The sequence below is a fragment of the Xanthomonas hortorum pv. pelargonii genome (assembly GCF_024499015.1).
GTDB classification, from domain to species: Bacteria; Pseudomonadota; Gammaproteobacteria; order Xanthomonadales; family Xanthomonadaceae; genus Xanthomonas; species Xanthomonas hortorum_B.
In genome coordinates, this window is record NZ_CP098604.1 from 4,432,609 (window position 1) to 4,459,334 (window position 26,726).

The following is a 26,726-nucleotide window of genomic DNA, read 5'->3' on the forward strand; positions in this document are numbered from 1 at the left end:
GTCAGCGGAAGTGAGTGGCCTGCCAGTCGCGCAACATGGCTTCGGCGCGACGGAAGTCGAAATCCTCGATGGCGCGTTGCAGTTCCTGCAGCAAGTTACCCGGCAACTGTGGTGTGCAGATCAGCAACGCGTGGTCGATCTTGTCGGCATCGTCGCTGGCAAACGCCGCCTGCAGGATCTGCACGCTGTCGTCGTCCAGCGCGAGACCATCGTCGACAATGACTTCGTCGCCCTCGCTGTCTTGCAGGAAGGCATGGATCGCGGTGGCGGTGCGCTGCATGGTGTCTTTGAGCGCAGTCAACGCAGAGGTGAGGTCGTGGCCTTCATTGATGCGGTTTTCCAGATCGCCGGCGGCACCCGCCAGCGCTGGTAATGCCAGCGACCCTGCTGCGCCGCGCAGCTTGTGCGCCAGCGCACCGATGGCGGCCAGTTCGTTGTTGCGCAGGTGCTCGGCGGCGGTTTCGGCCGGGTCCGGATTGTCGCGTAGCAGTTTGAGCAGATAGCGCGCATACGGCTCGCGTTCGCGCCACAGGCTGCGTGCGCGCGCCGCATCCAATAGCTCCGAATCGGCGTGTTGCCACTCAGGGCCGGCGTGCAGCCCGGCCTGCGGGGCAAGTGCGGGAATGCGGTGCAGTGCAGGCTGCAGGAAATGGCGGATGGCAGCGATCAGTTCCTCCACGTTGAAGGGCTTGGCGATGAAACCGTTCATGCCGGCTTCCAGCGCTTTTTCCTGTTGCGGACGAAACGCACCGGCCGTGAGCGCAATCACCGGCAGGCTGGCCAGGGCAGGGATCTGCCGCAGCCGTCGCGTGGCTTCATAGCCGTCCACCACCGGCATCTGCACATCCATCAGCACCAGATGAAAAAGATCCGGCGCGCGCTTGAGCGTGTTGATGGCCTGCTCGCCATCGTGCGCCACGGTGACCATGGCGCCTTCGCCTTCAAGAATGCGTTGTGCCACTTCGCAGTTGATCTCGCTGTCGTCCACCAGCAACAGATGCGCGCCTTCCAGCCGGCGTGCGACGAAAGCGGGTGTGGCGGCTCGCGCAGCGGCGCGCCCTTCGAACAGTTGTTCCACCAGACGATGCAGCGCTGCACTGGTCACTGGTTTGGTCATCACCGCATCCAGACCCTGTTGCTCGGGATGTTGCTCCAGCAGGCGGCGCTCGTACGCGGTGACCATCACGATGACCGGATGCGGGCCGGGTGTTGCACGTGCGCGTATCTGGCGCGCGATCGCCACGCCATCGATATCGGGCATGCGCCAGTCGAGCAGGAAGATGTCGTAGGGCTCGCTGGCCTGTTCGATCGCCTGCAACGCGGCCTGGCCGTTGGCCACCGCATCCACACGCCAGCCGAGTTCGGTGGCGATACGCACCAGATTGTTGAGCGCCGCATCGTGGTCGTCGGCGATCAGGACGCGTGGCATCGACTCCAACGGCAACGTCGGCAACTCGCGCTGTGCCTGCGGCGGTGCGGACTTTTCCAGCGTCACCACAAAATAGAATTCGCTGCCGCGGCCGGGCACGCTTTCCACTTCCAGCTCGCCGCCCATCAATTCGATCAAGCGTCGGCTGATGGTCAGGCCCAGGCCGCTGCCGCCGTAACGCCGGCTGGTGGAGGTGTCGGCTTGCAGAAACGGCGAAAAGATCAGGCTCTGCTTTTCCTTGGAAATGCCGATGCCGGTGTCGCGTACCGAGAACAACAGCTTGAGTTTGTTCGGGTCGCCACTGGGGAAGCGCCGCACCGACAGCACCACCTCGCCCTGTTCGGTGAACTTGATTGCATTGCCGACCAGATTGACCAGCACCTGATTGATGCGTAGTGCATCGCCGAGCAGCCAGCGGCTGTCGCGCGGCAACGGTTCGACAATCATTTCCACCGGCTTGGCGCTGAGCGAAGAACGCATCAGGTCGGCGATATTGTCGAACAGCTGGTTGAGGTCGAACGGTGCGCGTTCCAGATCGATGCGCCCGGCTTCGATCTTGGAAAAATCCAGGATGTCGTTGATGATCTCCAGCAGCGAGCGTGCAGACCGATCGATTTTGGCGACCATGTCCAGCGCCGCAACAGGCAGCTCGCTGCGTTGAAGCAGATACAGCATGCCCAGGATGGCATTCATCGGGGTGCGGATTTCGTGGCTCATGTTGGCCAGGAAATCGGACTTGGACTGGTTGGCGCTCTTGGCCGCGTCCATCGCCAGGCGCAGCTGTTTTTCGTGCAGTTTCTGCTCGGTGAGATCCACCGCCACGCCCAGGTAGCCGATCACCTGATCGTTGTCGTCGCGCAAGGTGCTCAGCGTGAGCAACACCGGTAGGTGACGGCCTTCGTGACTGACGTAGGTCCATTCGCTGGTGTCGCTGCGGCCGAGGCTGGTCAGCGCGGCCACCGCTTCCAAGGTGTGCGCCACCTGTGTGCCGGTCTGGTCGGCCAGCATGTGCGCGCGCTCCTGCAGTTCTTCCGGCTCGATGAACTGGCTGGCCTTGCGCCGGCCGATCACCTCTTCGGCCTTGTAACCCAGCAATTTTTCTGCGGCTGGGTTGAACAGCGTGACAAAGCCGCTGGAATCGGTGGCGATGATGGCGTAACCGGCATGCGCCAGAATCGCGCGCTGCAGCGCGGAGAATTTCACCAGCTCGCTGGTGCGCTCGGCCACCTGGTGTTCGAGCGATGCATTGAGTTCGACGATGCGCTGGTGCGAGCGCACCCGCTCGGAGATGTCGCGGAAGAAATGCGAATGCCCGGTGAGGGTGTCGTCGCCTTCGAGGATCGGCGCCTTGCTGACCAGTACATAGACTGCGTGGCTATCGCGGTGGCGCATGATCTGCGCTGCAGAGGTCATCACCGGATGCGGCTCGTCGGGGTGTTCGACTTCCGGGACCGCATACGGTTGCGGCAACAACAGCGTTGCCAAGGTGCGGCCGATCGCCTCTTCCGAGCTGTAACCGAACATCGTCTCGGCAGCCGGATTCCAGTGCGTGATGCGTCCATCCGGGGTTTCGGCAACGATCGCTTCGCTGGAGTTGCTGACCAGTGCGGCCAGTTCCATCTGTTTGCGCAGCACTTCTTCGCGGCGCAATCCGTTGCTGAAATACAGCCAGAGCAGCGCGGCGAACAGCACCGAGCCACCCATCACCAGGCTGCCCATCAACCACGGCGAGGTCTGATGGAGCGAGGCGAGAAAGCTGGCAGTGGGGTGGGCGGTGATGATCCAGGTGCGCCCATAGATCGGCAGCAACTGGACAATCGGCGGACGACGCGCACTGTCGCTCGACGGCGTGCCGCTGCGATAGAACGTGTGGGTCGGCTCGTTCCTGTCGGACAGATCCAGCGCAACGTCGTCGCGTTCGCCCAGCGTGCTTTGCACCATCTGTTCGACGCTGAAAGGCGCATAGACCCAGCCGGTGGTCGCAAGCATGCGTTGTTGCGGCGTCTGCAGCGGCATGCCTTCGCGATAGACCGCCAGCAACACCAGAAATCCGCTTTCGCTGGGAATGCGATACCCCGACAGCGAGACCGGCGAGGTCATGATTGGCTCACCGCTGCGCGATGCCTGCAAGGCAGCGGCACGCCGGCGCGGCTCGGAGGCGATGTCCAACCCGAGCGGCCGGTTGCCCGAGGATTCGGGTTCGAAATACAGCACCATGAAACGTTCGCCATCCCAGGGCGCCAACGGGCGACGATGGATATCGGGCGCACCGTCGGCACGCGCAGCCTGCAGAAAGGCCGCTTCGTCGGCGGGCGCCACGCGATGGATATAGCCGTAACCCAGCACACCGGGGAACTCACGCGAATAATCGCGCGAGCGGCTGTACTGGGTGAAGCGATCGCGACTGATGAGCCCGCTGCCTGCGCCGATCACCGCGCCGCGTGCGCCGCGCAAGCCATGTTCGAAGGTATACATGCGCTCGCTGATGTTGCGCGACAGGTTGCGCACCACATAGTTGAAACGCTGCTCACGCTCGAGTTCGTTATGCCGATGCACCGCAAGCCCGGTCAGGATGGCGGCGATCAAACCTGCGGTGAGAATCAGCAGTGCACCGATCGAGGTACGGCGCCCGTACTTCCTGCGCAGATCCCAGCGGCCATTCGGCATCTTGTTTCCTTTGCCTTGCTGTTGCGTGCCCAGTGTCCTGGCCGACGGCGAGGTCGGCCTCGTGGTACCGCTTGAAGATGATCCAGTCCGTGCAGCACTCCCCTGGTGCTGCAACGTGCCATTGGTGGCCGGCAAATAATAGGTGGCCGTCAGCGGCTGGCCGTGATTGGGCAGCTGTCAGTAAGTGATCAGGTCACTGCCAGTGCATCAGAACGCAAGCCAGATCGACAGCGCATGAAGAGCAAGGCCAATCAATCCACCAACCAGCGTTCCATTGAACCGAATGTATTGCAGATCGCGTCCGACACCCAATTCCAATTGTTCGACGAGGTGACGTTCGTCCCAACTTTTCATCGTCGATGCAATATGTTCGGTCACCGAGACACGCAAGCGCGAGGTAAGTTTGTCAGCAGCCTGCAACATATGCTGATTGAGCGCTTCACGCAGTGAGGGGTCCGACGACAACGCCTGGCCGAGCGATTGCATCGAGCGCTCCATATGCGCGGCCATCGACGATTGTTCACGCGCCAGGTCGTTGCGCAGCGCATCGCGAATCTCGCCCCACAGGCCTTGCACATACTCCTGCAGCGCCGGATGTTCGATCGCGCGCTGCTTGAGCTCTTCCACTCGTACGGCCATTTCCGGCTCGTCGCGCAGGCGCGCGATGTAGCGCTGCAACCACGCTTCATAGTCGAGCCTGATTGGATGCTCTGGCGTTTTGAGAATGTCCTGCAGTTCTTCGATCGCCGCACGTGCCATGCGGTCGGCCAGGCTGTCGCCGATCTCTTCGATCGGCTTGACCCAGTTCACCGTGCCGACCAGCTTGGGCCACTCGCGGCGTGCGTAGCGCACGATCAGCGCCGAGGCACGCGTCTTGACCTGTTCCTGGTCCAGCCATTCGCCCAGCCGCAGCAGGACTTCATCCAGCAACTTCTGATGACGGCCATCGGTGGTGAGCAGTGCCATCACATCGCCGGCAGTGGCGGCGGCATTCCATTTGCGCAGGCGGTCGACGACGAAGCGTTGGATCGCGCCACGCACGGCTTCTTCGTCCAGCAACTCCAGCGCCTGCTGCATCCAGCCGCGCGCCATCTGCGCGAGCATGCGTGCCTGCTCGGGTTTGGCCAGCCATTCGCCGAGCCGGCTGGCCGGGTCGAACACGCGCAGCTTGTCCATCAGTGCATCGGGGGCGAGAAACTGGTCGCGCACGAAGCCGGCCAGGCCGTCGGCCAGGCGGTCCTTGCCGCGCGGCAGGATGGCGGTGTGCGGAATCGGCAGGCCCATCGGGCGGCGGAACAACGCCACCACCGCAAACCAGTCGGCCAGCGCGCCGACCGTGGCTGCCTCGCAGAAGGCCGACACCCAGGCCCAGATGCCTTGTTCGCCCATCAGGTGACTGACGACAAAGCCGGCAAACATGGCCAGCAACAGGGCCACTGCCAACAGCTTCATGCGCTGCAGCTGGGCACGACGGGGATCGATGGGGCGGGAAGTGCTGACGCTTGGTTCCATGGCCTGAGTGTACCCAGTCGCGTGCGGATGGCATGTCCACGGCGATGCCTGGCAACGCTGCTGGCGTGGTCGTAGGAGCGCCCTCGGGCGCGATGGCGTTAGCGGGAAAGCTTCATCGCGCCCGAGGGCGCTCCTACGGGTGACGCGCTGCGGTCGGTTGTGCACTCAGCCGCGCAGACGCTCCAGCTGCGACTGCAGCGCAGCTACCTTGGTCAGCAGCGCGGCGTTTTCGTTTTCCAGCTCGGTGACGCGGCGCTGCAGCGCTTTCACATCGCGGCGTTCGGCTTCGCCACCTTCGGCTTCGTCGGATTTGGGTTTGCGCTTGGCATCGCGCACCCGCTTGGCTGCCTGCTTGAGCTCGGCCTTGCCGGCCTGCGCGGCGGCGCGTTGCTCGTCCTCGGACAAGGTCGCCACGGCGGCGGCGGCGCTGATCGAAATCTCGCCGGCCCGCACCGCCTGCACCACTTCCGGGGCGGCCTGTTTGTGAATGCGCTCGATCATCACCACTTGGTTGTTGCTCAGGCGTGCCTCACGCGCCAGCTCGGCGCGGCTGACCGGGGTGGAGGTCTCTTCCCAAGGCGGGCTGTCGCTGTCTTCAGTGCTGCGTGCGGCGCTGTCATCGAGGCTGGTGTCGGGCTGGTCATCTCCGACCACCGGCGCTTCGGCAGCGGCGTCGGCATCGCGCTGGGTACGTTGGCGCGCAGCCAGGATCTCGCGCTTGCGCAGCGCCAGCACGCCACGCTGGAAGTCCGACACGCTGCGCCGGCCCAGGTGCTGCTCGATCATCCACAGATGCACGTCCTGCATCGACTGGAAGCGCGGGTTCTGCACGGTCTGGAACGGCAAATCGTGCTTCTGGCAGATGCCGTAGCGGTTGTGGCCATCCACCAGCACATCGCCCCACAACACCAACGCATCGCGGCAGCCCTCGGCCAGCAGGCTGCGTTCCAGCGCCTCGTGTTCGTCGGGCGTCAGCGGGTCGATATAGGCCTTGAGTTCTTCTTTGACAACGATGTTCATGCGGCAACTGCGGGGAAGTGCGGGGCCGGCATTGTAGTGAGCCTGCACCATCCTGTCCGCCTCGGCGCACGCACGGCTTGCCGCGCGCTGTCATCGGACCCAGGCGACGGTTCAGCTAGACTGACGCCAGAACGTTCAATTGCGTCGCGCAAGGATGATGTTGGTATGGCAGATCCGTTCGATCAGGCAGCTCTCGACTACTGGCACAGCGTCGAATTCTTCAACGTCTACGATCTCGACGAGCAGTTGGATAAGGCACGCAAGAATCGGCCTGTGCATATGCTTGGACCGGAACAGATGGTTGACGGTACTTGGCAATCGGCAAGCGGTGCACCACGGTTGCTTTATTTGCTGCCTTTCTGCGCAACTGAGGCAACCAGGATTGTCGCAGCACATCTTTCAGATCCAGAAGCTTCGTCTATTGTCGCGGCGCGCGACAGTGAGCTGTCCGCGGACGGCTGCACATGCTTTGCAAGACTGAAGCTTAGCGCCGATGGACGTCCCGACTTTGAAGGAATCAGTTTCTCAGCATTGCCCTGGGCCATGGGCCAGTTACAGTCAAAATCGCTGCATCGTCTGTCGATGGAGCAGTTCGAGCAGGAAACCACTGCGCTCACGTTAGAGCTGGGGCATGAGTTCGGTAACGCTACCGCTGTATTCGATGCGGCTGCGCTGTCGGCATTGGTGGAGCGGCTGGTGCAGTGGGCGGGCTACCGGCCGCCGGCCGCCACTGCATTGGCGTGGATGGAGGTGCTCAATGAGCCGCAGCCGCCGGCTTCATCCGCACTCCAAACCGAGTCCATCGCCAACGACGACGAGTCTTCGGGCGAAAACGCCGCCGAAGACCTGCCAATACTCAACAGTTTCTTCGTCTACGACCTTACCCAGGCCAGGCGCGCGCTCAAGCAACCGGCGCCGCCGCGCGCGTTGCAGGCCTATCTGGCGAAACTGATGTGCGCAAGCTCGATCTGGACAGTCCAAAGGGCCACTCGCATATCCTGGAAACGCTGCGACCGGGCAATAGCATTAGCGGCCGTTGGCCATCGTTGCCAGGCCAATGCCAGTCGCTCATGCAGCAGTTCGCGTTGAACAAGATGAAAGCGCTCCAACCCGGCCAGATCCTGGCGGTCAACGGACCGCCGGGAACCGGCAAGACCACGCTGCTGCGCGATCTGATTGCGCATCTAGTGGTAGAGCGCGCCGGCGTGCTGGCAGGGCTAACCAATGCCAAGCAGGGATTGTCGACCGAGACATTGGAAACGCAGGTCTTCGGCAAGCCGATGTACAAACTGGCCCCTGCGTTGACCGGCTATGAAATCGTGGTGGCCTCCACCAACAACGGTGCGGTGGAAAATCTGTCGCTGGAGCTGCCGCAATGCAGCGGCATCGATCCGGAGTTGGTTGACTCCTTGCGCTATTTCCAGCCAGTCGCCACCAAATATGCCGGCAGTCACGCCAGTAAGCCCTGGACGGCTCCGCAGCCACCAGTGTGGGGCTTGGTCTCCGCTGCGCTGGGCAAGAAAGCCAACCGTACGCGCTTCAACGATATCTTCGTGTATCGGGCTGCCAAGCCGGACGAGCGTCCGGATAAGTATCTGGCAAAAGCCAAGGTTGATTATGCTGCTTGGGAGAAGGTTGATGCGCAGACCTATTGGCGCTACCGCGAAAAGCACGATGCGCAAACGACTTTTAAGGTTGCGCAGGAAAAATTCACCGACGCCCGTGCTGCCTATGAAAAGGAACATGCAGCGCTCGTCAATCTGGAAGCGACACTCAGTCAAGTCCATGCCGACTGGGAGCGCATGCGTGTTTTGTGCGACGGTCTGCCAAAGTTTGATCCACTGCGCCTAACCGAACTTGCAGCAGCAGCTGGCCATCTGGCGCAACGCGCGCAAGAAGATGCAGAGAGTCTTGAACGTCGCTTGCTGCCGAAATGGTTGCGCTGGCTGTCACAGATTTTCGATGCCAAACGCTATCGGCAATGGTGCACATATTGCGATCGTGCCATGGTGTTGCGCCGCATTGGGCAGGACGCCGAGGCATTGGCGCAGCAATGCGCATCTGCCCAGGTAGCGATCTGGGACGGCAATCTTCTCGACAGTCATGCCAATCAGGCCAACGCATTCTGGCAAGGGGCGCGACTGAACCAGTCGCGCAATGCGATGTTTGCTGCCGCAATGGTCTTGCATGAAGCATTTTTTCTTGAGGCTCAGCCGAACATCGCCACAGCGATTTCCAATTTTTGCCACGCCCGGCCGCGTTCGGCAACGACGCAAAAGCGCTGTGGCAATGGCTATTTATGCTGACACCTGTCGTTTCCACCACGTTTGCCTCGGTACGTCGCCAGTTCGTCGGTCTCGGCAGTGAAGACCTGGGCTGGCTGATCGTCGATGAAGCCGGGCAGGCGCCGCCGCAGGCAGCGGTGGGCGCCATCATGCGGGCGCAGCGTGTGGTGGTGGTGGGCGATCCGCTGCAGATTCCTCCAGTCGTGCCGCACGGCACCCGCTTACTTCAGTTGCTTGGCAATCACTGGCTGGGGCAGCAGCATGCTCGGTATGCGGTCGACAAACATTCGGTTCAGACCCTGTCTGATCGTGCCTACGCGTTTGGCGTACGACATCCTGCTAGCCCGGAGAGTTTCATCGGCGTGCCTTTGGTGATGCATCGTCGCTGCGATGCGCCGATGTTCGGGATCGCCAATCAGATCGCCTATGCCAACCGGATGAAGCATGCCAAGAACGGTGGTGCCGCCGTCCATCCGACGCTGGGGCCGAGCAGTTGGTGGCATGTCGATTCAATGAGCGAGGACGGCAGCAAATTCGTGCCTGCGCAGGCGCAGAGACTGTTCGCTGCGCTAGTTGATATGTATATTAGTCAGGCGACCACGAGCGATCAGCGTATGCCGGATGTGTTCGTGATTACACCGTTTCGGGAGGTCAAGCGAGGCTTGCGCTCACTGCTCTGCGAGCGGGCCAACTGGGTCCAGGCGCTTGCTGGCAGATCCTTGCCGGTACCGACGAAAGCGAATTTGGAGCAGTTGGAGTCCAACATAGGTACCGTGCACACCTTTCAGGGTAAGGAGCGCGACATCGTGTTCTTCGTGCTCGGCTGCGATTCAAGCCATTCCGGGGCGATCGACTGGGCCAGCGGTGAACCTAATATTCTCAATGTCGCAGTCACGCGAGCCAAGAAGCACCTGTATGTGATTGGCGATCGCAACCTTTGGGGCAGCAAACGCTATTTCGATACGGCATTGGCCATGTTGAAGGAGTTTCAAGCAGGGCATGCCGCTTGATTGCTGCATCCTGCACAGCAATACTTCTTCGCAATCACGTCGCTGGTGATCGGAGCCGATTCATGCGGTGCTGCGCAGGATCTTGCCCAGCGTTTCGACGATCTGCCCGATCTGATCGGGCGTGACGATCAGCGGTGGCGACAACGCGATGACATCGCCGGTGACGCGCACCAGCAGGCCGCCGTCGTGGAAGCAGCGCTCGAACACCTCGTAGCCACGTGCGCCCGGCGCACCGTCTCGGGGTGCGAGCTCGATCGCGCCGATCAGGCCGACGTTGCGGATGTCGATCACGTGCGGCAGCCCGCGCAGGCTATGCAGCGCGTCTTCCCACTGCGGCCCAAGCGTGATCGCGCGTGAAAACAGATCCTCTTCGGCGTAGACGTCCAGCGTGGCGATTGCCGCAGCGCAGGCCAGCGGGTGACCGGAATAGGTATAGCCGTGAAAGAGTTCGATCGCCGCTTCCGGCCCATGCATGAAGGCAGCGTGGATCGTATCGGCCACCAGCACCGCACCCATCGGCACCGTACCGCTGGTCAGGCCCTTGGCGGCGGTGATCAGGTCCGGGGTGACGCCGAAGCGCTGCGCCGCAAAGGCCTCGCCGACCCGGCCGAAGCCGGTGATCACTTCGTCGAACACCAGCACGATGCCGTGGCGGTCGCAGATGGCGCGCAGCCGCGGCAGATAGCCTTGCGGCGGCAGGATCACGCCGGCCGAGCCGGACACCGGTTCGACGAAGACCGCTGCAATGGTGGACGCGTCGTGCAAGGCGATCAGCCGTTCCAGATCGTCGGCCAGCTCGGCGCCGTGCGCAGGCAGGCCACGTGAGTAGGCATTGCGTTCGATATCGAGCGTGTGCCGCAGATGGTCGGTGCCGGCCAGCAGCGGGCCGAACCATTTGCGGTTGTTGGGCAGCCCGCCGATCGACATGCCGCCGAAGCCGACCCCGTGATACGCCTTCTCGCGGCCGATGAAGCGGGTGCGCTGGCCCTCGCCGCGCAGGCGGTGATAGGCCAGCACGATCTTCATCGCGCTATCCACCGCCTCCGAGCCGGAGTTGGTAAAGAACACATGGCCCAGGCCGGGCGGGGCGATCGCGGCCAGCCGCTGCGCCAGCACGAACGGCAGCGGCGAACCCATCTGGAAGGTCGGCGCGAAATCCAGCGTGCCGGCCTGCGCTCGGATCGCCGCCACGATGCGCTCGCGGCCATGGCCGGCGTTGCAGCACCACAGGCCGGCGGCGCCGTCCAGGATCTGGCGGCCGTCGACATCGCGGTAGTACATGCCCGCAGCCGAGGCCAGCAGGCGCGGGCGTGCCTTGAACTGGCGGTTGGCGGTGAACGGCATCCAGAACGCGTCCAACTGCGAGGGTGCCTGTAACGCGTGCGCCTGATCGCTCAGCGGGTGGTCGTGCATTGCAGGCTCCATCGCGGGGATGGCATGACTGTACGGCAGGCATCGCGTCGCCCGTCACCCCTGGGAATGCCCGATTGCGACGCCGATTCCGCGACACGCGTCGCGCGGCCTGCACGGACTAGTCAATTAGTCGCAGCGTCGGCCGCTAACCCCTGCGAATGCCTTGTGGCGCGGGCTGTAGCGGCACGCGGGCAGGGTGTGGGGCTGGGTCGAAGCATTGCAAAGATCCAGTGATCGCCGATGATGCGCCAGACGACTGCCTGTTGGGCCTGGTAGTCGCTGCTGCCCTTATCGCAACACGCCAATCGATCGCAGCCATCAATCGTATTCGGGGCCGCCGACACACCATTCGCGCAGTCGTTTGTCGGTCGCTCTACATCGCACTCATCGTATTTTTTGGGGAACGGAATGACACAAGGGTCCACCGTGGCGACAGCCAGCGCAGACGCCGGTCTGCTGTCCAAGGAGCGCATCATTGCGCGTCCGGGGTTCAATCGTTGGTTGGTTCCGCCGGCAGCGCTGGCGATCCATCTGTGTATCGGCATGGCCTACGGCTTCAGCGTGTTCTGGTTGCCGTTGTCCAAGGCGCTGGGCATCACCGAGGCGATCGCATGCCCGGCCGAGATGGGCCTGTTCGCGCGCATGGTCGCCACCACCTGCGACTGGAAGATCAGCGAGCTGCAGTGGATGTACACGCTGTTCTTCGTGCTGCTGGGTTGCTCGGCGGCGATCTGGGGCGGTTGGCTGGAACGTGCCGGCCCGCGCAAGGCCGGTTTGGTCTCGGCGCTGTGCTGGTGCGGCGGCCTGGTGATTTCAGCCGCCGGCATCCACTTCCATCAGATCTGGATGCTGTGGCTGGGCTCGGGCGTGATCGGCGGTATTGGTCTTGGCCTGGGTTACATCTCGCCGGTGTCGACCCTGATCAAATGGTTCCCCGACCGCCGCGGCATGGCCACCGGCATGGCGATCATGGGCTTTGGCGGCGGCGCGATGATCGGCAGCCCGCTGGCCGATGCGCTGATGCGCCACTTCGCCACGCCGACCTCGGTGGGCGTGATGGAAACCTTCCTGGTGATGGCGGCGCTGTACTTTGTCTTCATGATGGCCGGTGCGTTCGGCTACCGCGTCCCGCCGAGCGGCTGGACGCCCGCCGGCTGGACCGCCCCGGTCGCCAGCAACAACGCGATGATCACCGCTAACCATGTGCACGTGAGCAAGGTCTGGGGCATCCCGCAGTTCTGGTTGCTGTGGGGCGTGCTGTGCCTGAACGTCTCGGCCGGTATCGGCGTGATCGGCATGTCCTCGCCGATGCTGCAGGAAGTGTTCGGCGGCCGGTTGATCGGCGTGGACGTCGGCTTCGGCAGCCTGGATCCGACCCAGCTGGCCAGCATCGCCGCCATTGCTGCCGGGTTTACCGGTCTGTTGAGCCTGTTCAATATCGGTGGCCGCTTCTTCTGGGCCAGCATGTCCGACAAGCTCGGTCGCAAGAACACCTACACGCTGTTCTTCGTGCTCGGCATCTGCCTGTACGCCGCTGCGCCATCGGCCGGTGACGTGGGTGGCATCGCGCTGTTTGCCGGCATCTTCTGCATCATTCTGTCGATGTACGGCGGCGGCTTCGCCACCATTCCGGCGTATCTGGCCGATTTGTTCGGTACCCAGATGGTCGGTGCCATCCACGGCCGTCTACTGACCGCCTGGGCCACCGCCGGCATCCTCGGCCCGGTGGTCGTCGGCTATATGCGTGAGTACCAGCTGGCCCACGGCAGCCCGCCGTCACAGGTCTACAACACCACCATGTACATCCTCGCCGGCATGTTGGTGCTCGGTCTGATCTGCAATCTGTTGGTGCGCCCGGTGGCCGCGCGCCACTTCATGACGCCCGACGAGCTGGCGCGCGAAAAACAGCTGGCGCACGAGAAAGTGGACCGTAGCGGGCATAGCGTGTTGCCGCCCGAGCAAATGGCGCGCATCGGGCATGGTGGCAATCCTGCACTGGTAGCGTTTGCGTGGCTGGCAGTCGGTATCCCGATGCTGTTCGGTATCTGGGTCACGCTGCAAAAAGCCTTCGTGCTGTTTCATTGAGATGAGATGACCAGTCCGTCTTCCCGCTCCGTGCGCCCCGGCAGTGTGGTGCGCACGGTTCGTCGCCACCGCGGCGGCCGCAGCGCCACGGTGCAGGACATGGTGGCGGCCGAAATGCCGGTCGCCTTCAATTACAACGGTGTGCCGTTCGCGGTGATGATGGCCACGCCGGAGGACCTGGAGGATTTCGCGCTCGGGTTCTCGTTGAGCGAAGGCATCGTCGATCATCCGCAGGATCTGCGCGTGGTCGAGGTGGAGACGTATCTGGAAGGCGCTTCGTTGCAGATCGAGATTCCACCCGAGCGCGCCGCCGCGTTGGATCAGCGGCGGCGCAATCTGGATGGACGCAGCGGTTGCGGGGTGTGCGGTAACGAATCGATCGAAGCGGTATTGCGTGTGCCGCCGGTGCTGCAATCGTCGCTGCAGATCGATGTGGATGCTCTGGCGCGCGCGTTGGATGCATTGCATGCGCAGCAGCCGATCGCCGCGCAGACCGGCGCGGTGCATGCCGCAGGTTGGGCCGATGCGCAAGGGGTTGTGCGTTACGTGCGCGAAGACGTTGGCCGGCATAACGCGCTGGACAAGTTGATTGGTGCATTGGCGCGCGACCGCGTCGATGCAGCGCAAGGGTTTGCGGTTGTCACAAGCCGCGCCAGTTACGAAATGGCCATGAAAGCCGCGCAGGCCCGAATCCCGCTGCTTGCAGCGATTTCGGCACCGACCGCGCTGGCGATCAGCCTGGCCGACAGTGCGGGACTGACCCTGATCGGGTTTGCCCGCGATCACGATTGTGTCGTTTACAGCCATCCGCAGCGCCTGGATCTGGGCGTTGGCGTGGGAGAGCCCGCATGAGCAAGAAAACCATCCAGCAGTACGACAATCCCGCTGGCGGCTGGGGCGCATTGCGCTCGGTAGCCAAGCACCTGATGGAACAGGACATCGCGGTGCAGGGCGCCAAGACGCTGCTGCACGCCAACCAACCGGACGGCTTCGACTGCCCCGGCTGCGCTTGGCCCGATCGCGATCACACCTCCACCTTCGAATTCTGCGAGAACGGCGCCAAGGCCGTGGCGGCCGAATCCACCGCACGCCGCGCCGGCAACGAGTTGTTCGCCGCGCACAGCGTCAGTCTGCTGTCGCAATACAGCGATTACTGGCTGGAAGGACAAGGCCGCCTGACCCACCCGATGCGCTACGACGCGGCCACCGATCACTACGTGCCGGTGAGCTGGGACGATGCCTTCGCGCAGATTGCCGGGCATCTCAATGGATTGGCATCGCCGGACGAGGCGATCTTCTACACCTCCGGGCGCACCAGCAACGAGGCGGCGTTTCTGTATCAGTTGTTCGTGCGCGAGTTCGGCACCAACAACTTCCCCGACTGTTCCAACATGTGCCACGAGCCCTCCGGCACCGCGCTGCGCTCGCAGATCGGCGTGGGCAAGGGCACGGTGTCGCTGCACGACTTCGAACTGGCCGATGCGATCTTCATCTTCGGCCAGAACCCGGGCACCAATCATCCGCGCATGCTCGGCGAATTGCGTCAGGCCTCCAAGCGCGGTGCGGCGATCGCCGCATTCAATCCGCTGCGCGAGCGCGGGCTGGAGAAATTCGCCGACCCGCAGGACAAGCTGGAGATGCTGCACAACGGCTCCACGCGCATCGCCTCGGATTATTTCCAGCTCAAGATCGGCGGCGATCTGGCCGCAGTGAAGGGCATCATCAAGCACGTGCTGGAGCGCGATGCGCAGGCACAGCGCGATGGCACGCCGCGTTTGCTGGATCTGGAGTTCATCGCCGAACACACCGCCAACTTCGACGCCTTCGCTGCCGATGTGCATGCGGAAGCCTGGGACACCATCGTCGAAGAGTCCGGCCTGGACGAAGCGGCGCTGCGGAAGGCCGGTGAAATTTATCTCAACGCCGAGCGCGTGATCGCCTGCTGGGGCATGGGCATCACCCAGCACAAGCACTCGGTGGCCACCATCCACATGATCACCAACCTGCTGTTGCTGCGCGGCCATCTGGGCCGGCCGGGCGCGGGCGTATGCCCGGTGCGCGGCCACAGCAACGTGCAGGGCGACCGCACGATGATGATCTACGAAAAACCGCCGGCCGCCTTCCTGGACAAGCTGCAATCGGTATTCGGTTTTGCGCCGCCGCGCGAAGACGGCTTCGACACCGTCGGTGCGATCGAGGCGATGTTGGACGGGCGCGGCAAGGTGTTCTTCGCAATGGGCGGCAACTTCGCCGCCGCCACGCCGGATACCGATGCCACGCATCGCGCGCTGCGCAATTGCGAACTCACCGTGCATGTCACCACCAAGCTCAATCGCAGTCATCTGGTGCATGGCCGTGATGCGCTGATCCTGCCGTGCCTGGGCCGTACCGAAATCGACATCCAGGACGCCGGCTCGCAAGGCGTGACGGTGGAAGATTCGATGAGCATGGTGCATCTGTCGGCCGGCATCAATCCGCCGGCCTCTCCGGACCTGTTGTCCGAGCCGGCGATCGTGGCGCGCCTGGCCGAGGCCACCTTGGGCGCGCGCAGTGCGATCCGCTGGCGTTGGTTGGTAGGCGACTACGACCGGGTGCGCGATCTGATCGCAAAGGTATTCCCGGACTTTGCCGACTTCAATCAGCGTGTGCGCACGCCGGGCGGATTTCGTCTGTCCAACACCGCGCGCGATCGCCAGTGGGTGACGCCCGAACAGCGCGCAGTGTTCAAGCCGCACGCGGTGCCGACAGACAACCCGATTCATCGCGCACGGCGTACCCATACCGACCAGATGGTGTTCACGCTGGCCACCACGCGCTCGCACGATCAATACAACACCACCATCTACGGCCTCGACGATCGCTATCGCGGCGTATTCGGCGAGCGCCGCGTGCTCTTCATCAACGGCGCCGACATCGCAGCGTTGAACATGAAGGCTGGCGATTGGGTTGACCTGGAAAGCCTGTGCGAAGACGGCGTACACCGCGAGGCGCGCCGCTTCCTGCTGGTGGACTACAACATCCCGCGCGGCTGTCTGGCGGCCTACTACCCGGAAACCAACGCGCTGGTGCCGCTGTCCAGTTTCGCCGACGAAGCGCGTACGCCGACCTCCAAGTCGATTCCGGTGATCGTGCTGCCGCATCGCGCCGAGACTGCGGATGCCGCATCGCGCAATATCGGGGCCGTGCTTGTCCGCTGACCCGCAGCTCACCGCTCAGCTGCTCACCGCGCTGGCCGACGCACCCGATGGCGTGTCGCTGGCGCGGTTGTGCAAGCAATTGGGTGTGCGCATGAGCGTGCTGCTGCGCACATTGGCCTGGCTGGGCAGCGCCAGTCTTGATGGCCAACCTGGTCCAGGTTGGATCCAGGTGGAAGACCGCGGCGAGCGGCAATTCGCGCTACTGACGCCTGCCGGGTTGGCAGCGCATGCGCAGCGCGAAACGGCGCAAGCGCCGCCCGTTGACTAAGAAAGTTGCTGGTTGTTTGCATGCAACCATGCCCACCGACTTTCTCAACATGCACACGGACATTCTCAACTTGTCCTTGCCCGCCCACCGGCGCGGGACCTTACGCGGCATGGATGCCGCGTAAGAGCCTACATGGACGTACTTGCGGCGTGTCCCGCGCCGGTGGGCGGGCGAGGGCCCTGCAGCCAAGCCGAAGATCGTCGGCTCTACAAGCGATCTATCCGCATTGTTCAACTACTCAAAGCCAACCAATCTTTCGATTCGGTGCGTCGTCATCGGTGCAGTCAAATGCCTAGGTCAAAAGCCTGGTTAGTCGAGCGCGCGGTGCCCTCACCGCTCGCGGGACACGCCGCAAGTACGTCCATGTAGGCTCGGTGGCGGCATCCATGCCGCCACACGGTCCCGCAATCGGTGAGGACACCGCACCAGAATGTTGGTCGGTGGTCGTATGAAAGCCTGTCTGTTGTTCGGCTTGCTTTAGAAAGCTGATCGGACCCGGCGTCATCTAAATAATGCGCGTCATGCACTGCTTGCACCATGCACACCGACATTCTCGACTGGTCCTTGCCCGCCTACCGTCGCGGGACCTTACGCGGCATGGATGCCGCGTAAGAGCCTACATGGACGTACTTGCGGCGTGTCCCGCGATGGTAGGCGAGCGAGGGCCCTGCAGCCAAGCCGAAGATCGTCGGCTCCAGAGCTGATCTATCCGCAAGGGCCAATACTTCAAGACGACCGAGATTTCGAGTCGTCTCGTCGTTCGATGTAGTCAAATGCTTACGTCAAAAGCCTGGTTAGTCGAGAGCGCGGTGCCCTCACCGCTCGCGGGACACGCCGCAAGTACGTCCATGTAGGCTCGGTGGCGGCATCCATGCCGCCACACGGTCCCGCAATCGGTGAGGACACCGCACCAGAAAGTTTGCCGGCTGTTTTATTGAAAACCATGCACACCGACATTCTCAACTGGTCCTTGCCCGCCCACCGTCGCGGGACCTTACGCGGCATGGATGCCGCGTAAGAGCCTACATGGACGTACTTGCGGCGTGTCCCGCGATGGTGGGCGGGCAAGGGCCCTGCAGCCAGGCCAAAGATCATCGGCTCTACAAGCGATCTATCCGCATTGTTCAAACGCTCCTTACTTGCAGCGTGTCCCGCGATGGTGGGCGGGCAAGGGCTCTGCAGCCAAGCCGAAGATCATCCGCTCTACAAGTGATCTATCCGCACTCCTTCACCGCTTCAACCGAGATCTCACAGCCCTGCTGCCACAAAGCGGACGGTCACGCCTGTAACTTTTCCCAGCCCGGTTGGTCCGCGCAAACTGCTGCTGCAATCTGCCAGAATCGGCCGTCTTGTCTTGTCTGGATGCCGATCAACGATGACTGCTGCCGCGCCGCTTGCTTCGCCCATCAATTCGCCTGCGCGCGTGCTGTTCGCCAGTTTGATCGGCACCACCATCGAATTCTTCGATTTCTATATTTACGCCACTGCCGCAGTGCTGGTGTTCCCAACCTTGTTCTTTCCGGCCGGCGATGGCAGCGCGGCGATGCTGCAGTCGCTGGCGACATTTGCCGTCGCATTTGTCGCGCGGCCGGTGGGCTCGGCCGTGTTCGGCCACTTCGGCGATCGGGTCGGGCGCAAGGCCACGTTGGTGGCGGCGCTGCTGACGATGGGCTTGTCCACGGTGGCGATCGGCTTGCTGCCCAGCTACGCGCAGATCGGCGTGTTTGCGCCTGCATTGTTGGCGTTGTGCCGCTTCGGCCAGGGGCTGGGCCTGGGCGGCGAATGGGGCGGGGCGGTGTTGCTTGCCACCGAAAACGCGCCGCCGGGCAAACGCGTGTGGTACGGCATGTTTCCGCAGTTGGGCGCGCCGCTGGGCTTTCTGCTCTCCACCGGCACGTTCCTGGGCATGGGCGCAGTGCTCGACGATGCGCAGTTCATGCAGTGGGGCTGGCGGGTACCGTTCCTTGCAAGTGCGCTGCTGGTGCTGACCGGGCTGTGGGTGCGCCTGAGCATCACCGAGACACCGGATTTCCAGAAGACCCTGGACCACAAAACCCGCGTACGCCTGCCATTGGGCACGGTGATCACCCAGCACTGGCCGGCCTTGATCATCGGCACGCTGGGTGCGTTCGCCACCTTCGTGTTGTTCTATCTGATGACGGTGTTCGCGCTTGGCTATGGCACCAAGACCCTGGGCTACGACAAGGAGCAGTTTCTGCTGTTGCAGATGGCCGGTATCGTCTTTTTCGCGATCGGCATTCCGCTTTCGGCCAAGTTCGGTGATCGCCATGGTGCACCGCTGGCGATGATGCTGGCCAGCATCGCGATCATCGCGTTCGGGCTGGCATTTGCGCCGCTGTTTCAGGCCAATCATCCGTTGCAGATGTTGGTCTTCCTGGGGTTGGGCTTCTTTTTCATGGGATTGACCTACGGCCCTTGCGGCACGCTGCTGGCCGAGTTGTATCCCACCGAGGTGCGTTACACCGGCGCCTCGTTGTCGTTCAATCTGGCCAGCATTCTGGGTGCGGCGCCGGCGCCGTATGTGGCCACGCAGCTGGCCGCACGTTATGGCGTGCAGGCGGTCGGGCAGTATCTGGGGGGCGCCGCGGTGTTGAGTCTGTTGGCGTTGATCGCGGCGCGTGCGATGCGGCGCCGTTCCAGCGAAGCGCATCCGTTCGTGTAGGAGCGCGCTGGCGCGCGATGAAGCGCTATCGATCATGCTTGATTGCGTGCCGGCAGGCGCTTGCTGCGCGGCTCAGCCGGCCTCGATCAGACTGCCAGACGAACCTGATTGCGACCGCCGGCCTTGGCCAGATACAAGTGCTTGTCCGCCTCGTTCAACAGATGATGCAGCGACTGGTCGCCTTCGCTGGCGATGCACACGCCGATGCTGACCGTCATGCTCAGCGTTTCGTCGCCCACGCGTACGCGCAGGGCGCTGATGCGCTCGCGCAAGGTTTCGAAATAGTCGCTGGCGTTGGCGACATCCAGCCCCGGCACCAGCAGGCAGAATTCTTCGCCGCCGAAGCGCGCTACCAGATCCTGCGGCCGCGCATGCCCGGAGACCGAGGCGGCCACCGCACGCAATGCCTGGTCGCCGGCTTCGTGGCCCCAGGTGTCGTTGATATGTTTGAAGTGGTCGATGTCCACCATGGCCGCGGTGACCGTCTGGTCCTGCGACAGCAAGGTGGGGATCACCCGCTGGCTCTGCTCCAGAAAATAGCGCCGGTTGGGCAGGCCGGTGAGGAAGTCCCGAGTAGCCAGGTCCTGCAGCGTGCCGATCAGTTCCAGCTGGTCCACGTTCTGCGACACGCGGCAGAAAAATTCTTCGCGCGAGAACGGTTTGCGCAGAAAATCGTTGGCACCGTTCTTGAGAAAACGCGGGATCAGCGACGAATCGCTGTTGCCGGAAATGCCGATCACTGCAACCTTGTCGCGCGAACGGATCGCACGCAGCCGGCGGGTGAATTCCACGCCTTCCATGCCGGGCATTTCCTGATCAACGATGGTCAGTCGAATGCCGGGGTCGCGCTCGATCGCCTGCAGGCCAGAGGCACCATCGGCAGCGAGGACCACACGGTAGCCGTACATCGACAGCAATGCGCCGGCATAGGTACGCGCAGACAAGGAGTCGTCCACCACCAGCGCGGCGATACGCCGATTGCGCTCCAGGCGCTGCACCAGCCAGGCCAGATATTCGATGGCACCTGGCGCATTTTTGAGCACGTAATCGATGATCTGCTGCTGCAGCACGCGCTGGCGCAGATCCTCGTCGTAGACGCCGCTGACCACCACGGTGGGCAGTTTGCGCGAGAGGAAAAATTCCACGACCTTGTCGCGGTCGCCATCCACCAGCACCAGCCCGGTCAGGACCAGGAACCAACCATCTTCTTCGTCCAGTACGCGCGCCGCTTCGGCCAGGGTCGAGACAACCGTGACAGGCAGTTCCACGCGTTGCTCGATGGCTTCGCGCAGCATGCTGGTGAACGTGCGCGAGTTTTCCACCAGCAACACGCGTTGCGGCAAGACTGCGCTTTCACTATTGCGATGTAGGGTGCCTGGGGACATCGGTTAGCCGTGCGGATCGAACCGTCATACCAGCTAACGGCTCTGCTCGCCAAAACTTGAGCGCTTCGTCTCAAAGTGGCAAAGACTAGGAGCGGCTAACAACACCTAGCGAGCGAGCGCCTGTCAGTGAGTGCAGTGGTTTTGTCGGCCGCATCTTGGTGGATGAGGTCCAGATCAAACGCTGCGCGGGTCGAGGGTGCGGTGTCCTCACCGCTCGCGGGACACGCCGCAAGTACGTCCATGTAGGCTCGGTGGCGGCATCCATGCCGCCACACGGTCCCGCAATCGGTGAGGACACCGCACCAGACAGTTTGCTGCCGCTTGAAAGCTACGCACACCGATCAACTCGACTGGTCCTTGCCCGCCCACCGTCGCGGGACCTTACGCGGCATGGATGCCGCGTAAGAGCTTACAAGGACGTACTTGCAGCGTGTCCTGCGATGGTGGGCGGGCAAGGGCCCTGCAGCCAAGTCGCAGCTCTGCAGCTCTGCAGCTCTGCAATCGAACAACGTGAAGTAGTTTGGTCAGCCGCTCTTGGGCCCAGATCACCACAGCGCATCGCGTAGCCGGTACCAGCTCATCGCCGCCACCAGCAAGGGAGTACGCATGAGCCGTCCGCCAGGGAAGGGCAGATGCGGGATGCGCTCGAACACGTCCAGACGCTGGCTCTGACCGGTGATGGCCTCGGCGATGACATGACCGGCAAGGCCGGTGGCTGCCACGCCATGGCCGGATAAACCCTGCGCGAAATACACATTGGCCGCCAGCCGGCCCCAGTGCGGGGCGCGGTTGCGCGAGATGTCCACGTAGCCGCCCCACAGCGTTTCCAGTGGCACATCGCGCAACTGCGGGAACACGGTGTGCATGCGCTGTGTCATCAAGCGGTTCAAGCCGGGCGGCGGGCGCGAGGAATAACTGGCGCGCCCGCCGAACAGTAGCCGGTGGTCGGCGCTGAGCCGGTAATAGTCCAGCGCCCAGTTGGTATCGGCCACGGCCATGTCGTTGGCGATCAAAGCGCGTGCGCGAGCCTCGCCCAGCGGCGGCGTCGCGCCGACATAGGTGCCCACCGGCATGATGTGGCGCTCCAACGATGCAGAAATGCCGTGCAGCAAGGCATTTCCGGCGATCACGCCGAAGTCGGCGCTGACACTGCCTTGGGCGGTGTGCATCACCACGCGGTCGCCATGTTCCTGCCGTGTTACCGCCGAGCCTTCGTAGATGCGCACGCCGGCCGCCAGCGCCGCGCGTGCCAGGCCGAGCGCGTAGGCCAGTGGGTGCAGATGACCGCTCGCCGGGTCGAACATCGCGCCCAGATACAGCGGGCTATCCAGTACCTGCCGGGTGCGGGCGCGGTCCCACCATTCCAGCGGGTAGTCGTAGCGCTCGGCCATGCGCACGATGCCGTGCTGCAAGGCCTGCACCTGGCGCGGTTTCAACGGCACGTGGGCGTGGCCGTCGCGCCAGTCGCAGGCGATGGCATGACGCTCGATGCGCGCGCGCAGCAGGCGCATGCCGTCGCGTGAGAAGTCGAACAACAGCCGCGCATCGGCATTGCCGACCAGTGCTTCCAGCGTTTCCTGCTCGCAGCCGTAGCCCACGATGGCCTGGCCGCCGTTGCGCCCGGAGGCGCCCCAGCCGATGCGCCTGGCTTCCAGCACGATGACCTTGTAGCCGGCTTCTGCCAGGGCCAGGGCCGCCGTGAGGCCGGTGTAGCCGGCGCCGAGAATGCAGACATCGGCGCGTTCAACGCCTTGCAGGCGCGGCCGCTCCGGCAAGGCGGGCGTGCTGCGCGCGTACCAACTGTCGGGATAGCCGTTGCCCGGCGTGTCGGTGTCTGGCAGTGATGTGGCCGCGCCGGCCATCACACGGTCCGCAGATATCGGGCGTAATCCAGATCCGGCACCAGCGCCTGGTAGTCGAGCAATTCGCGTTGTTTCTGCTGGCCGAACACATGCTGGAACTGGCTGCCGAACTGCTCGCCGATGAAAGGGCTGGCGCCAAATGCATCGACTGCGCCTTGCCAGGTACGCGGCTCGAACACCGACTGTGCATAGGCATTGCCGGTGATTGGCGCAGTCGGCTCGGCGGGGTGCTGCAGGCCATCCAGCATGGCGGCGAGCACAGTAGCGGCGACCAGATACGGATTGGCGTCCGCGCCGGCGATGCGGTGTTCGATGCGGGTATTGCGGGCATCGCTATGCGGGATACGCAGCGCCACGGTGCGATTGTTGAAGCCCCAGCTCGCATCCAATGGCACGAAGGCATTGCTGACAAAACGCCGATAACTGTTGGCGTGCGGTGCGAACACCAGCAGCGAGGCATCCGCATGCCGCTGCAGCCCGGCGATGGCGTGGCGCAGGCTGTCGGCTGGCGCATCGGCGCTGCTGGCAAACACGTTGTGGCCATCGGCATCGAGCAGGCTCACGTGCAGATGCAAGCCGCTGCCGGCCTGGCCCGGGAACGGCTTGGCCATGAAGCTGGCGAGCTTGCCCTGCTGCTGTGCAATCGCCTTGATGGTGCGTTTGAGCAGCAGTGCCTCGTCGCAGGCGGCCACGGCGTCGGTGCGATGCTGCAGGTTGATTTCGAACTGCCCGGGTGCGTATTCGGCCACTGCGGTGTCGGCGGGGATGCCTTGTTGCCGGCAGGCGGCGGTGACTGCATCGGTGAAGTCGCGCTGGTCGTCCAGGTCCTGCAGCGAATACACCTGGGTGCTGTCGCTGCGCACGCCGGTGACCGGGTCGCGCGGGGTCTGCGGACGCCCCTGCGCATCGGCCACCGCGTCGAACAGATAGAACTCCAGTTCCACCGCGATCACCGGGGTCAGGCCCAGCGCGGCAAAGCCACGCAATACACGCTGCAGTACCGCGCGTGGTGCGACCTCGAACACGCTGCCGTCGGGGTTGTGCATCGCCAGCAGCAGCTGCGCCATCGGCTGCGGTGCCCACGGCACCGGGCGCAGCGAGCCTTCGATCGGCCGACAGATGCGGTCGGCATCGCCGATGGCGTAGCCCAGCCCGGTTTCTTCCACGGTATTGCCGGTGATGTCGGTGGCGATCAGCGACATCGGCAGGCACACGCCATCGCGATAGATCTTGCCAAGCGCCTCGCCTGTCACACGTTTGCCACGCAGCACGCCGTTGGTGTCGGGCAGCAGCAGGTCGACCGATTCGCAGCCATCGATGCGCGCCAGCGTGGCGGCATCGGCAGCAGGCAAGGACGCGACGAAGTTTTCGGAAGCCATGGGCACCACCTGCGAAGTCGCCGCCCAGCCTAGCAAAGCCTGCGTGAGCAGTCGCAACCGCAGTCGCGTTGCGCTTGGCAATGCGTGCGGCGGCGCGGTAAGTTCGGCTGCATCGCAAGTGCATTGCACCTGACGTTCAACGCTCTACACCGGGATGTCTGCATGGCTGTCGTTCCACTGGTCGGGTTGCCGACCGATCGCATCCAGCAAGGGCCGCATCCGTTTCTGGCCGCTGGCGAAAAATACATTCGCGCGGTGGTGGAGGCGGCGGGCGCGATGCCGGTGCTGCTGCCGAGCCTGCAGCCCACGCTGGAGGCAGGCGTGTGGCTGGATCGGTTGGATGGCCTGTTGCTCACTGGTGCGGTGAGCAATGTCGAGCCGCATCACTACAGCGACGAGCCCAGTTGGGAAGGCAACCTGCACGATCCCGCACGCGATGCCACCAGCCTTGGCCTGATCCCGCAGGCGATTACACGTGGCCTGCCGGTGCTGGCGATCTGCCGCGGCCTGCAGGAGGTCAACGTGGCGCTGGGCGGGCGCTTGCATCAACGCGTGCAGGAGGTGCCCGGCCTGGCCGATCATCGCGAAGACCGCAGCGCACCGCTGGACACGCAATACGGCCCGGCCCATCTGGTGCAGCTGCAACCCGGCGGCTGGTTGGCCGGCATGAGCGAGACCGCGCAGGTGTGGGTGAATTCGTTGCACGGGCAGGGTATTGCGAAGCTCGCCGATGGGCTGGTGGTCGAAGCCACTGCACCGGATGGCCTGATCGAAGCCTTTCGCGGCGCCGGGCCGGGCTTTTTGCTGGCGGTGCAATGGCATCCGGAGTGGCGTGTCACACAGCATCCGTTCTACCGTGCCATCTTCCAGGCCTTCGGCGAGGCCTGTCGTCAATACGCCGCTCAACGCGGTCAGTGAGGTTGCATGTCCATCCGCACACGTTCGCGCAAATCCACGCCCAAGCAGCCGGAGAGCGCGCTGCGCCGCTGGCTCAAGGAGCGCAACATCACCGAGGTGGAGTGCCTGGTGCCGGACATCACCGGCAACGCACGCGGCAAGATCATCCCCGCCGACAAGTTCTCGCACGACTACGGCACCCGCCTGCCGGAAGGCATCTTCGCCACCACCGTCACCGGCGACTTCCCGGACGATTATTACGAACTGACCTCGCCATCGGATTCGGACATGCACCTGCGCCCGGACGCCTCCACCGTGCGCATGGTGCCGTGGGCCGCCGACCCCACCGCGCAGGTCATCCACGATTGCTACACCAAAGATGGGCAGCCGCATGAGCTTGCGCCGCGCAACGTGTTGCGCCGCGTGCTGGACGCGTATGCCGAGGTGAAGCTGCAACCAATGGTGGCGCCGGAGCTGGAATTCTTTCTGGTGCAGAAGAACACCGACCCGGATTTTCCGTTGCTGCCACCGGCGGGGCGCTCGGGCCGCCCGGAAACCGCGCGGCAGTCGTATTCGATCGATGCGGTCAACGAGTTCGACCCGATCCTGGATCTGATGTACGACTACTGCGATGCGATGGAACTGGACGTGGATACCTTGATCCACGAATCCGGCGCGGCGCAGCTGGAGGTCAACTTCACCCATGCCGATGCGCTCTCGCGTGCCGATCAGGTCTTCATGTTCAAGCGCACCATGCGCGAGGCCGCGTTGCGGCATGGCGTGTACGCCACGTTTCTGGCCAAACCCATGGAAACCGAGCCGGGCAGTGCGATGCATATTCATCAGAGCCTGTTGCATACCGGCACTGGCAAGAATGTGTTCAGTGGCAAGCGCGAAGGTGGTTTCAGCGACACCTTCGCGCATTATCTGGGCGGCTTGCAGAAATACATTCCGATGGCGATGGGATTGCTGGCGCCCAACGTCAATTCCTACCGGCGGCTGATGTTCGGCGAGGTGTCGCCGAGCAATGTGCTGTGGGGGTTCGACAATCGCACCTGCGGGTTGCGCGTACCGATCGACACTCCGCAGAACATGCGTGTGGAAAGCCGCTTTGCCGGCTCCGATGCCAATCCGTATCTGGCGATGGCGGCGACCTTGGCGTGCGGGTTATTGGGCATCCGCGAGAAGCTGGAGCCGACTGCGCCGATAAGCAGCAACGGCAAGGAGCAGGGCTACGATCTGCCGCGCTCGCTGGGTGAAGCTCTAGACGGATTGGAGGGCTGCGAGGCATTGCAGGAGATGTTGGGTCGGCGGTTTGTGCGCGCCTATATCTCGGTGAAGCGGAAGGAATACGAGACGTTCTTTCGTGTCATCAGTTCGTGGGAGCGGGAGTTCTTGCTGTTGAATGTCTGAGGCGTTCGAGTCGCTTGGTGTGGCGCGCACGATTCCCTTCTCCCATCGGGAGAAGGTGCCCGAAGGGCGGATGAGGGTACGGCGTATAAGGATGCCTGATGCCTCGCGCGTTCGACATTGCGCACCGCCCCGTCCGCGCGTTTTCACGCCCTGTTCGGTGCGCGCCACTGAAAGCATCTTGTGCCCGGCCGATCGACCGTAGACTGCACGTACCCCGCAGC

Annotated in this window: 14 protein-coding genes and 1 pseudogene; 8 read left to right on the forward strand and 7 right to left on the reverse strand. The window is 63.5% G+C overall.

Features of this window, described 5'->3' with window-relative positions:
• Position 1: 1 nt before the first annotated feature.
• From NDY25_RS18955 to NDY25_RS18965, 3 genes are all read right to left on the reverse strand, one after another.
• On the reverse strand, positions 2-4,096 hold the full coding sequence (locus NDY25_RS18955) for a CHASE domain-containing protein (protein WP_256627626.1): 4,095 nt from the start codon (positions 4,094-4,096) through the stop codon (positions 2-4).
• A 207-nt stretch (positions 4,097-4,303) separates the two neighbouring features.
• A complete protein-coding gene (locus tag NDY25_RS18960) occupies positions 4,304-5,608 on the reverse strand; it encodes a DUF445 domain-containing protein (protein WP_168957323.1) in 1,305 nt (434 codons plus the stop codon).
• 165 nt (positions 5,609-5,773) lie between these two features.
• The gene (locus NDY25_RS18965; RefSeq protein ID WP_168957324.1) at positions 5,774-6,628 is read right to left on the reverse strand and encodes a plasmid replication/partition related protein; all 855 of its coding nucleotides are present in this window, start codon (positions 6,626-6,628) and stop codon (positions 5,774-5,776) included.
• 165 nt (positions 6,629-6,793) lie between these two features.
• On the opposite strand from NDY25_RS18965, the pseudogene NDY25_RS23045 reads away from it, so the two are divergent.
• A pseudogene (locus tag NDY25_RS23045) lies at positions 6,794-9,923 on the forward strand (AAA domain-containing protein).
• A 60-nt stretch (positions 9,924-9,983) separates the two neighbouring features.
• Here NDY25_RS23045 and aptA read toward each other — a convergent pair.
• The gene (aptA, locus tag NDY25_RS18985; RefSeq protein WP_168957325.1) at positions 9,984-11,348 is read right to left on the reverse strand and encodes an omega-aminotransferase AptA; all 1,365 of its coding nucleotides are present in this window, start codon (positions 11,346-11,348) and stop codon (positions 9,984-9,986) included.
• A gap of 396 nt (positions 11,349-11,744) precedes the next feature.
• Between aptA and NDY25_RS18990 the strand changes: the two genes are divergently transcribed.
• The 5 genes from NDY25_RS18990 (at position 11,745) to NDY25_RS19010 (ending at position 19,569) form a co-directional block, all read left to right on the forward strand.
• Positions 11,745-13,421 (forward strand): OFA family MFS transporter, encoded by a 1,677-nt coding sequence (locus tag NDY25_RS18990; RefSeq protein WP_168957326.1) that lies wholly within the window; start codon positions 11,745-11,747, stop codon positions 13,419-13,421.
• Positions 13,422-13,427: 6 nt separating this feature from the next.
• On the forward strand, positions 13,428-14,273 hold the full coding sequence (gene fdhD, locus NDY25_RS18995; protein WP_168957327.1) for a formate dehydrogenase accessory sulfurtransferase FdhD: 846 nt from the start codon (positions 13,428-13,430) through the stop codon (positions 14,271-14,273).
• The gene (locus NDY25_RS19000; RefSeq protein WP_168957328.1) at positions 14,270-16,618 is read left to right on the forward strand and encodes an FdhF/YdeP family oxidoreductase; all 2,349 of its coding nucleotides are present in this window, start codon (positions 14,270-14,272) and stop codon (positions 16,616-16,618) included. The genes fdhD and NDY25_RS19000 overlap by 4 nt, the downstream gene beginning before the upstream one ends.
• The gene (locus tag NDY25_RS19005; RefSeq protein ID WP_162498351.1) at positions 16,608-16,886 is read left to right on the forward strand and encodes a hypothetical protein; all 279 of its coding nucleotides are present in this window, start codon (positions 16,608-16,610) and stop codon (positions 16,884-16,886) included. The genes NDY25_RS19000 and NDY25_RS19005 overlap by 11 nt, the downstream gene beginning before the upstream one ends.
• Positions 16,887-18,261: 1,375 nt before the next feature.
• Positions 18,262-19,569: an MFS transporter gene (locus NDY25_RS19010; RefSeq protein ID WP_168957329.1), complete on the forward strand. Its 1,308-nt coding sequence runs from the start codon at positions 18,262-18,264 to the stop codon at positions 19,567-19,569.
• A gap of 86 nt (positions 19,570-19,655) precedes the next feature.
• On the opposite strand, the gene NDY25_RS19015 is transcribed toward NDY25_RS19010, so the two are convergent.
• The 3 genes from NDY25_RS19015 to NDY25_RS19025 all read right to left on the reverse strand — a co-directional run bounded on the left by NDY25_RS19015 (position 19,656) and on the right by NDY25_RS19025 (position 24,195).
• Positions 19,656-20,954, reverse strand: a complete 1,299-nt coding sequence (locus NDY25_RS19015; protein WP_023903885.1) for a diguanylate cyclase — start codon at positions 20,952-20,954, stop codon at positions 19,656-19,658.
• Between the two features lie 545 nt (positions 20,955-21,499).
• Positions 21,500-22,816 (reverse strand): NAD(P)/FAD-dependent oxidoreductase, encoded by a 1,317-nt coding sequence (locus NDY25_RS19020; protein WP_251754899.1) that lies wholly within the window; start codon positions 22,814-22,816, stop codon positions 21,500-21,502.
• A complete protein-coding gene (locus NDY25_RS19025) occupies positions 22,816-24,195 on the reverse strand; it encodes a glutamine synthetase family protein (protein ID WP_168957331.1) in 1,380 nt (459 codons plus the stop codon). Before NDY25_RS19025 ends, NDY25_RS19020 begins: the two co-directional genes overlap by 1 nt.
• Positions 24,196-24,357: 162 nt before the next feature.
• On the opposite strand from NDY25_RS19025, the gene NDY25_RS19030 reads away from it, so the two are divergent.
• Together NDY25_RS19030 and NDY25_RS19035 are read left to right on the forward strand one after the other, a co-directional pair.
• The gene (locus tag NDY25_RS19030) at positions 24,358-25,113 is read left to right on the forward strand and encodes a gamma-glutamyl-gamma-aminobutyrate hydrolase family protein (protein ID WP_168957332.1); all 756 of its coding nucleotides are present in this window, start codon (positions 24,358-24,360) and stop codon (positions 25,111-25,113) included.
• A gap of 6 nt (positions 25,114-25,119) precedes the next feature.
• Entirely contained in the window at positions 25,120-26,505 is a 1,386-nt protein-coding gene (locus NDY25_RS19035) for a glutamine synthetase family protein (RefSeq protein ID WP_168957333.1), read from the forward strand.
• Positions 26,506-26,726 lie beyond the last annotated feature (221 nt).

Coding starts and splice junctions, on each gene's coding strand:
- NDY25_RS19000 (WP_168957328.1), top strand. CDS start 14,270: ATGAGCAAGAAAACCATCCAGCAGTACGACAATCCCGCTGGCGGCTGG.
- fdhD (WP_168957327.1), top strand. CDS start 13,428: ATGACCAGTCCGTCTTCCCGCTCCGTGCGCCCCGGCAGTGTGGTGCGC.
- NDY25_RS19015 (WP_023903885.1), bottom strand. CDS start 20,954: ATGTCCCCAGGCACCCTACATCGCAATAGTGAAAGCGCAGTCTTGCCG.
- NDY25_RS19035 (WP_168957333.1), top strand. CDS start 25,120: ATGTCCATCCGCACACGTTCGCGCAAATCCACGCCCAAGCAGCCGGAG.
- NDY25_RS18965 (WP_168957324.1), bottom strand. CDS start 6,628: ATGAACATCGTTGTCAAAGAAGAACTCAAGGCCTATATCGACCCGCTG.
- aptA (WP_168957325.1), bottom strand. CDS start 11,348: ATGGAGCCTGCAATGCACGACCACCCGCTGAGCGATCAGGCGCACGCG.
- NDY25_RS18960 (WP_168957323.1), bottom strand. CDS start 5,608: ATGGAACCAAGCGTCAGCACTTCCCGCCCCATCGATCCCCGTCGTGCC.
- NDY25_RS18990 (WP_168957326.1), top strand. CDS start 11,745: ATGACACAAGGGTCCACCGTGGCGACAGCCAGCGCAGACGCCGGTCTG.
- NDY25_RS19030 (WP_168957332.1), top strand. CDS start 24,358: ATGGCTGTCGTTCCACTGGTCGGGTTGCCGACCGATCGCATCCAGCAA.
- NDY25_RS18955 (WP_256627626.1), bottom strand. CDS start 4,096: ATGCCGAATGGCCGCTGGGATCTGCGCAGGAAGTACGGGCGCCGTACC.
- NDY25_RS19025 (WP_168957331.1), bottom strand. CDS start 24,195: ATGGCTTCCGAAAACTTCGTCGCGTCCTTGCCTGCTGCCGATGCCGCC.
- NDY25_RS19020 (WP_251754899.1), bottom strand. CDS start 22,816: ATGGCCGGCGCGGCCACATCACTGCCAGACACCGACACGCCGGGCAAC.
- NDY25_RS19010 (WP_168957329.1), top strand. CDS start 18,262: ATGACTGCTGCCGCGCCGCTTGCTTCGCCCATCAATTCGCCTGCGCGC.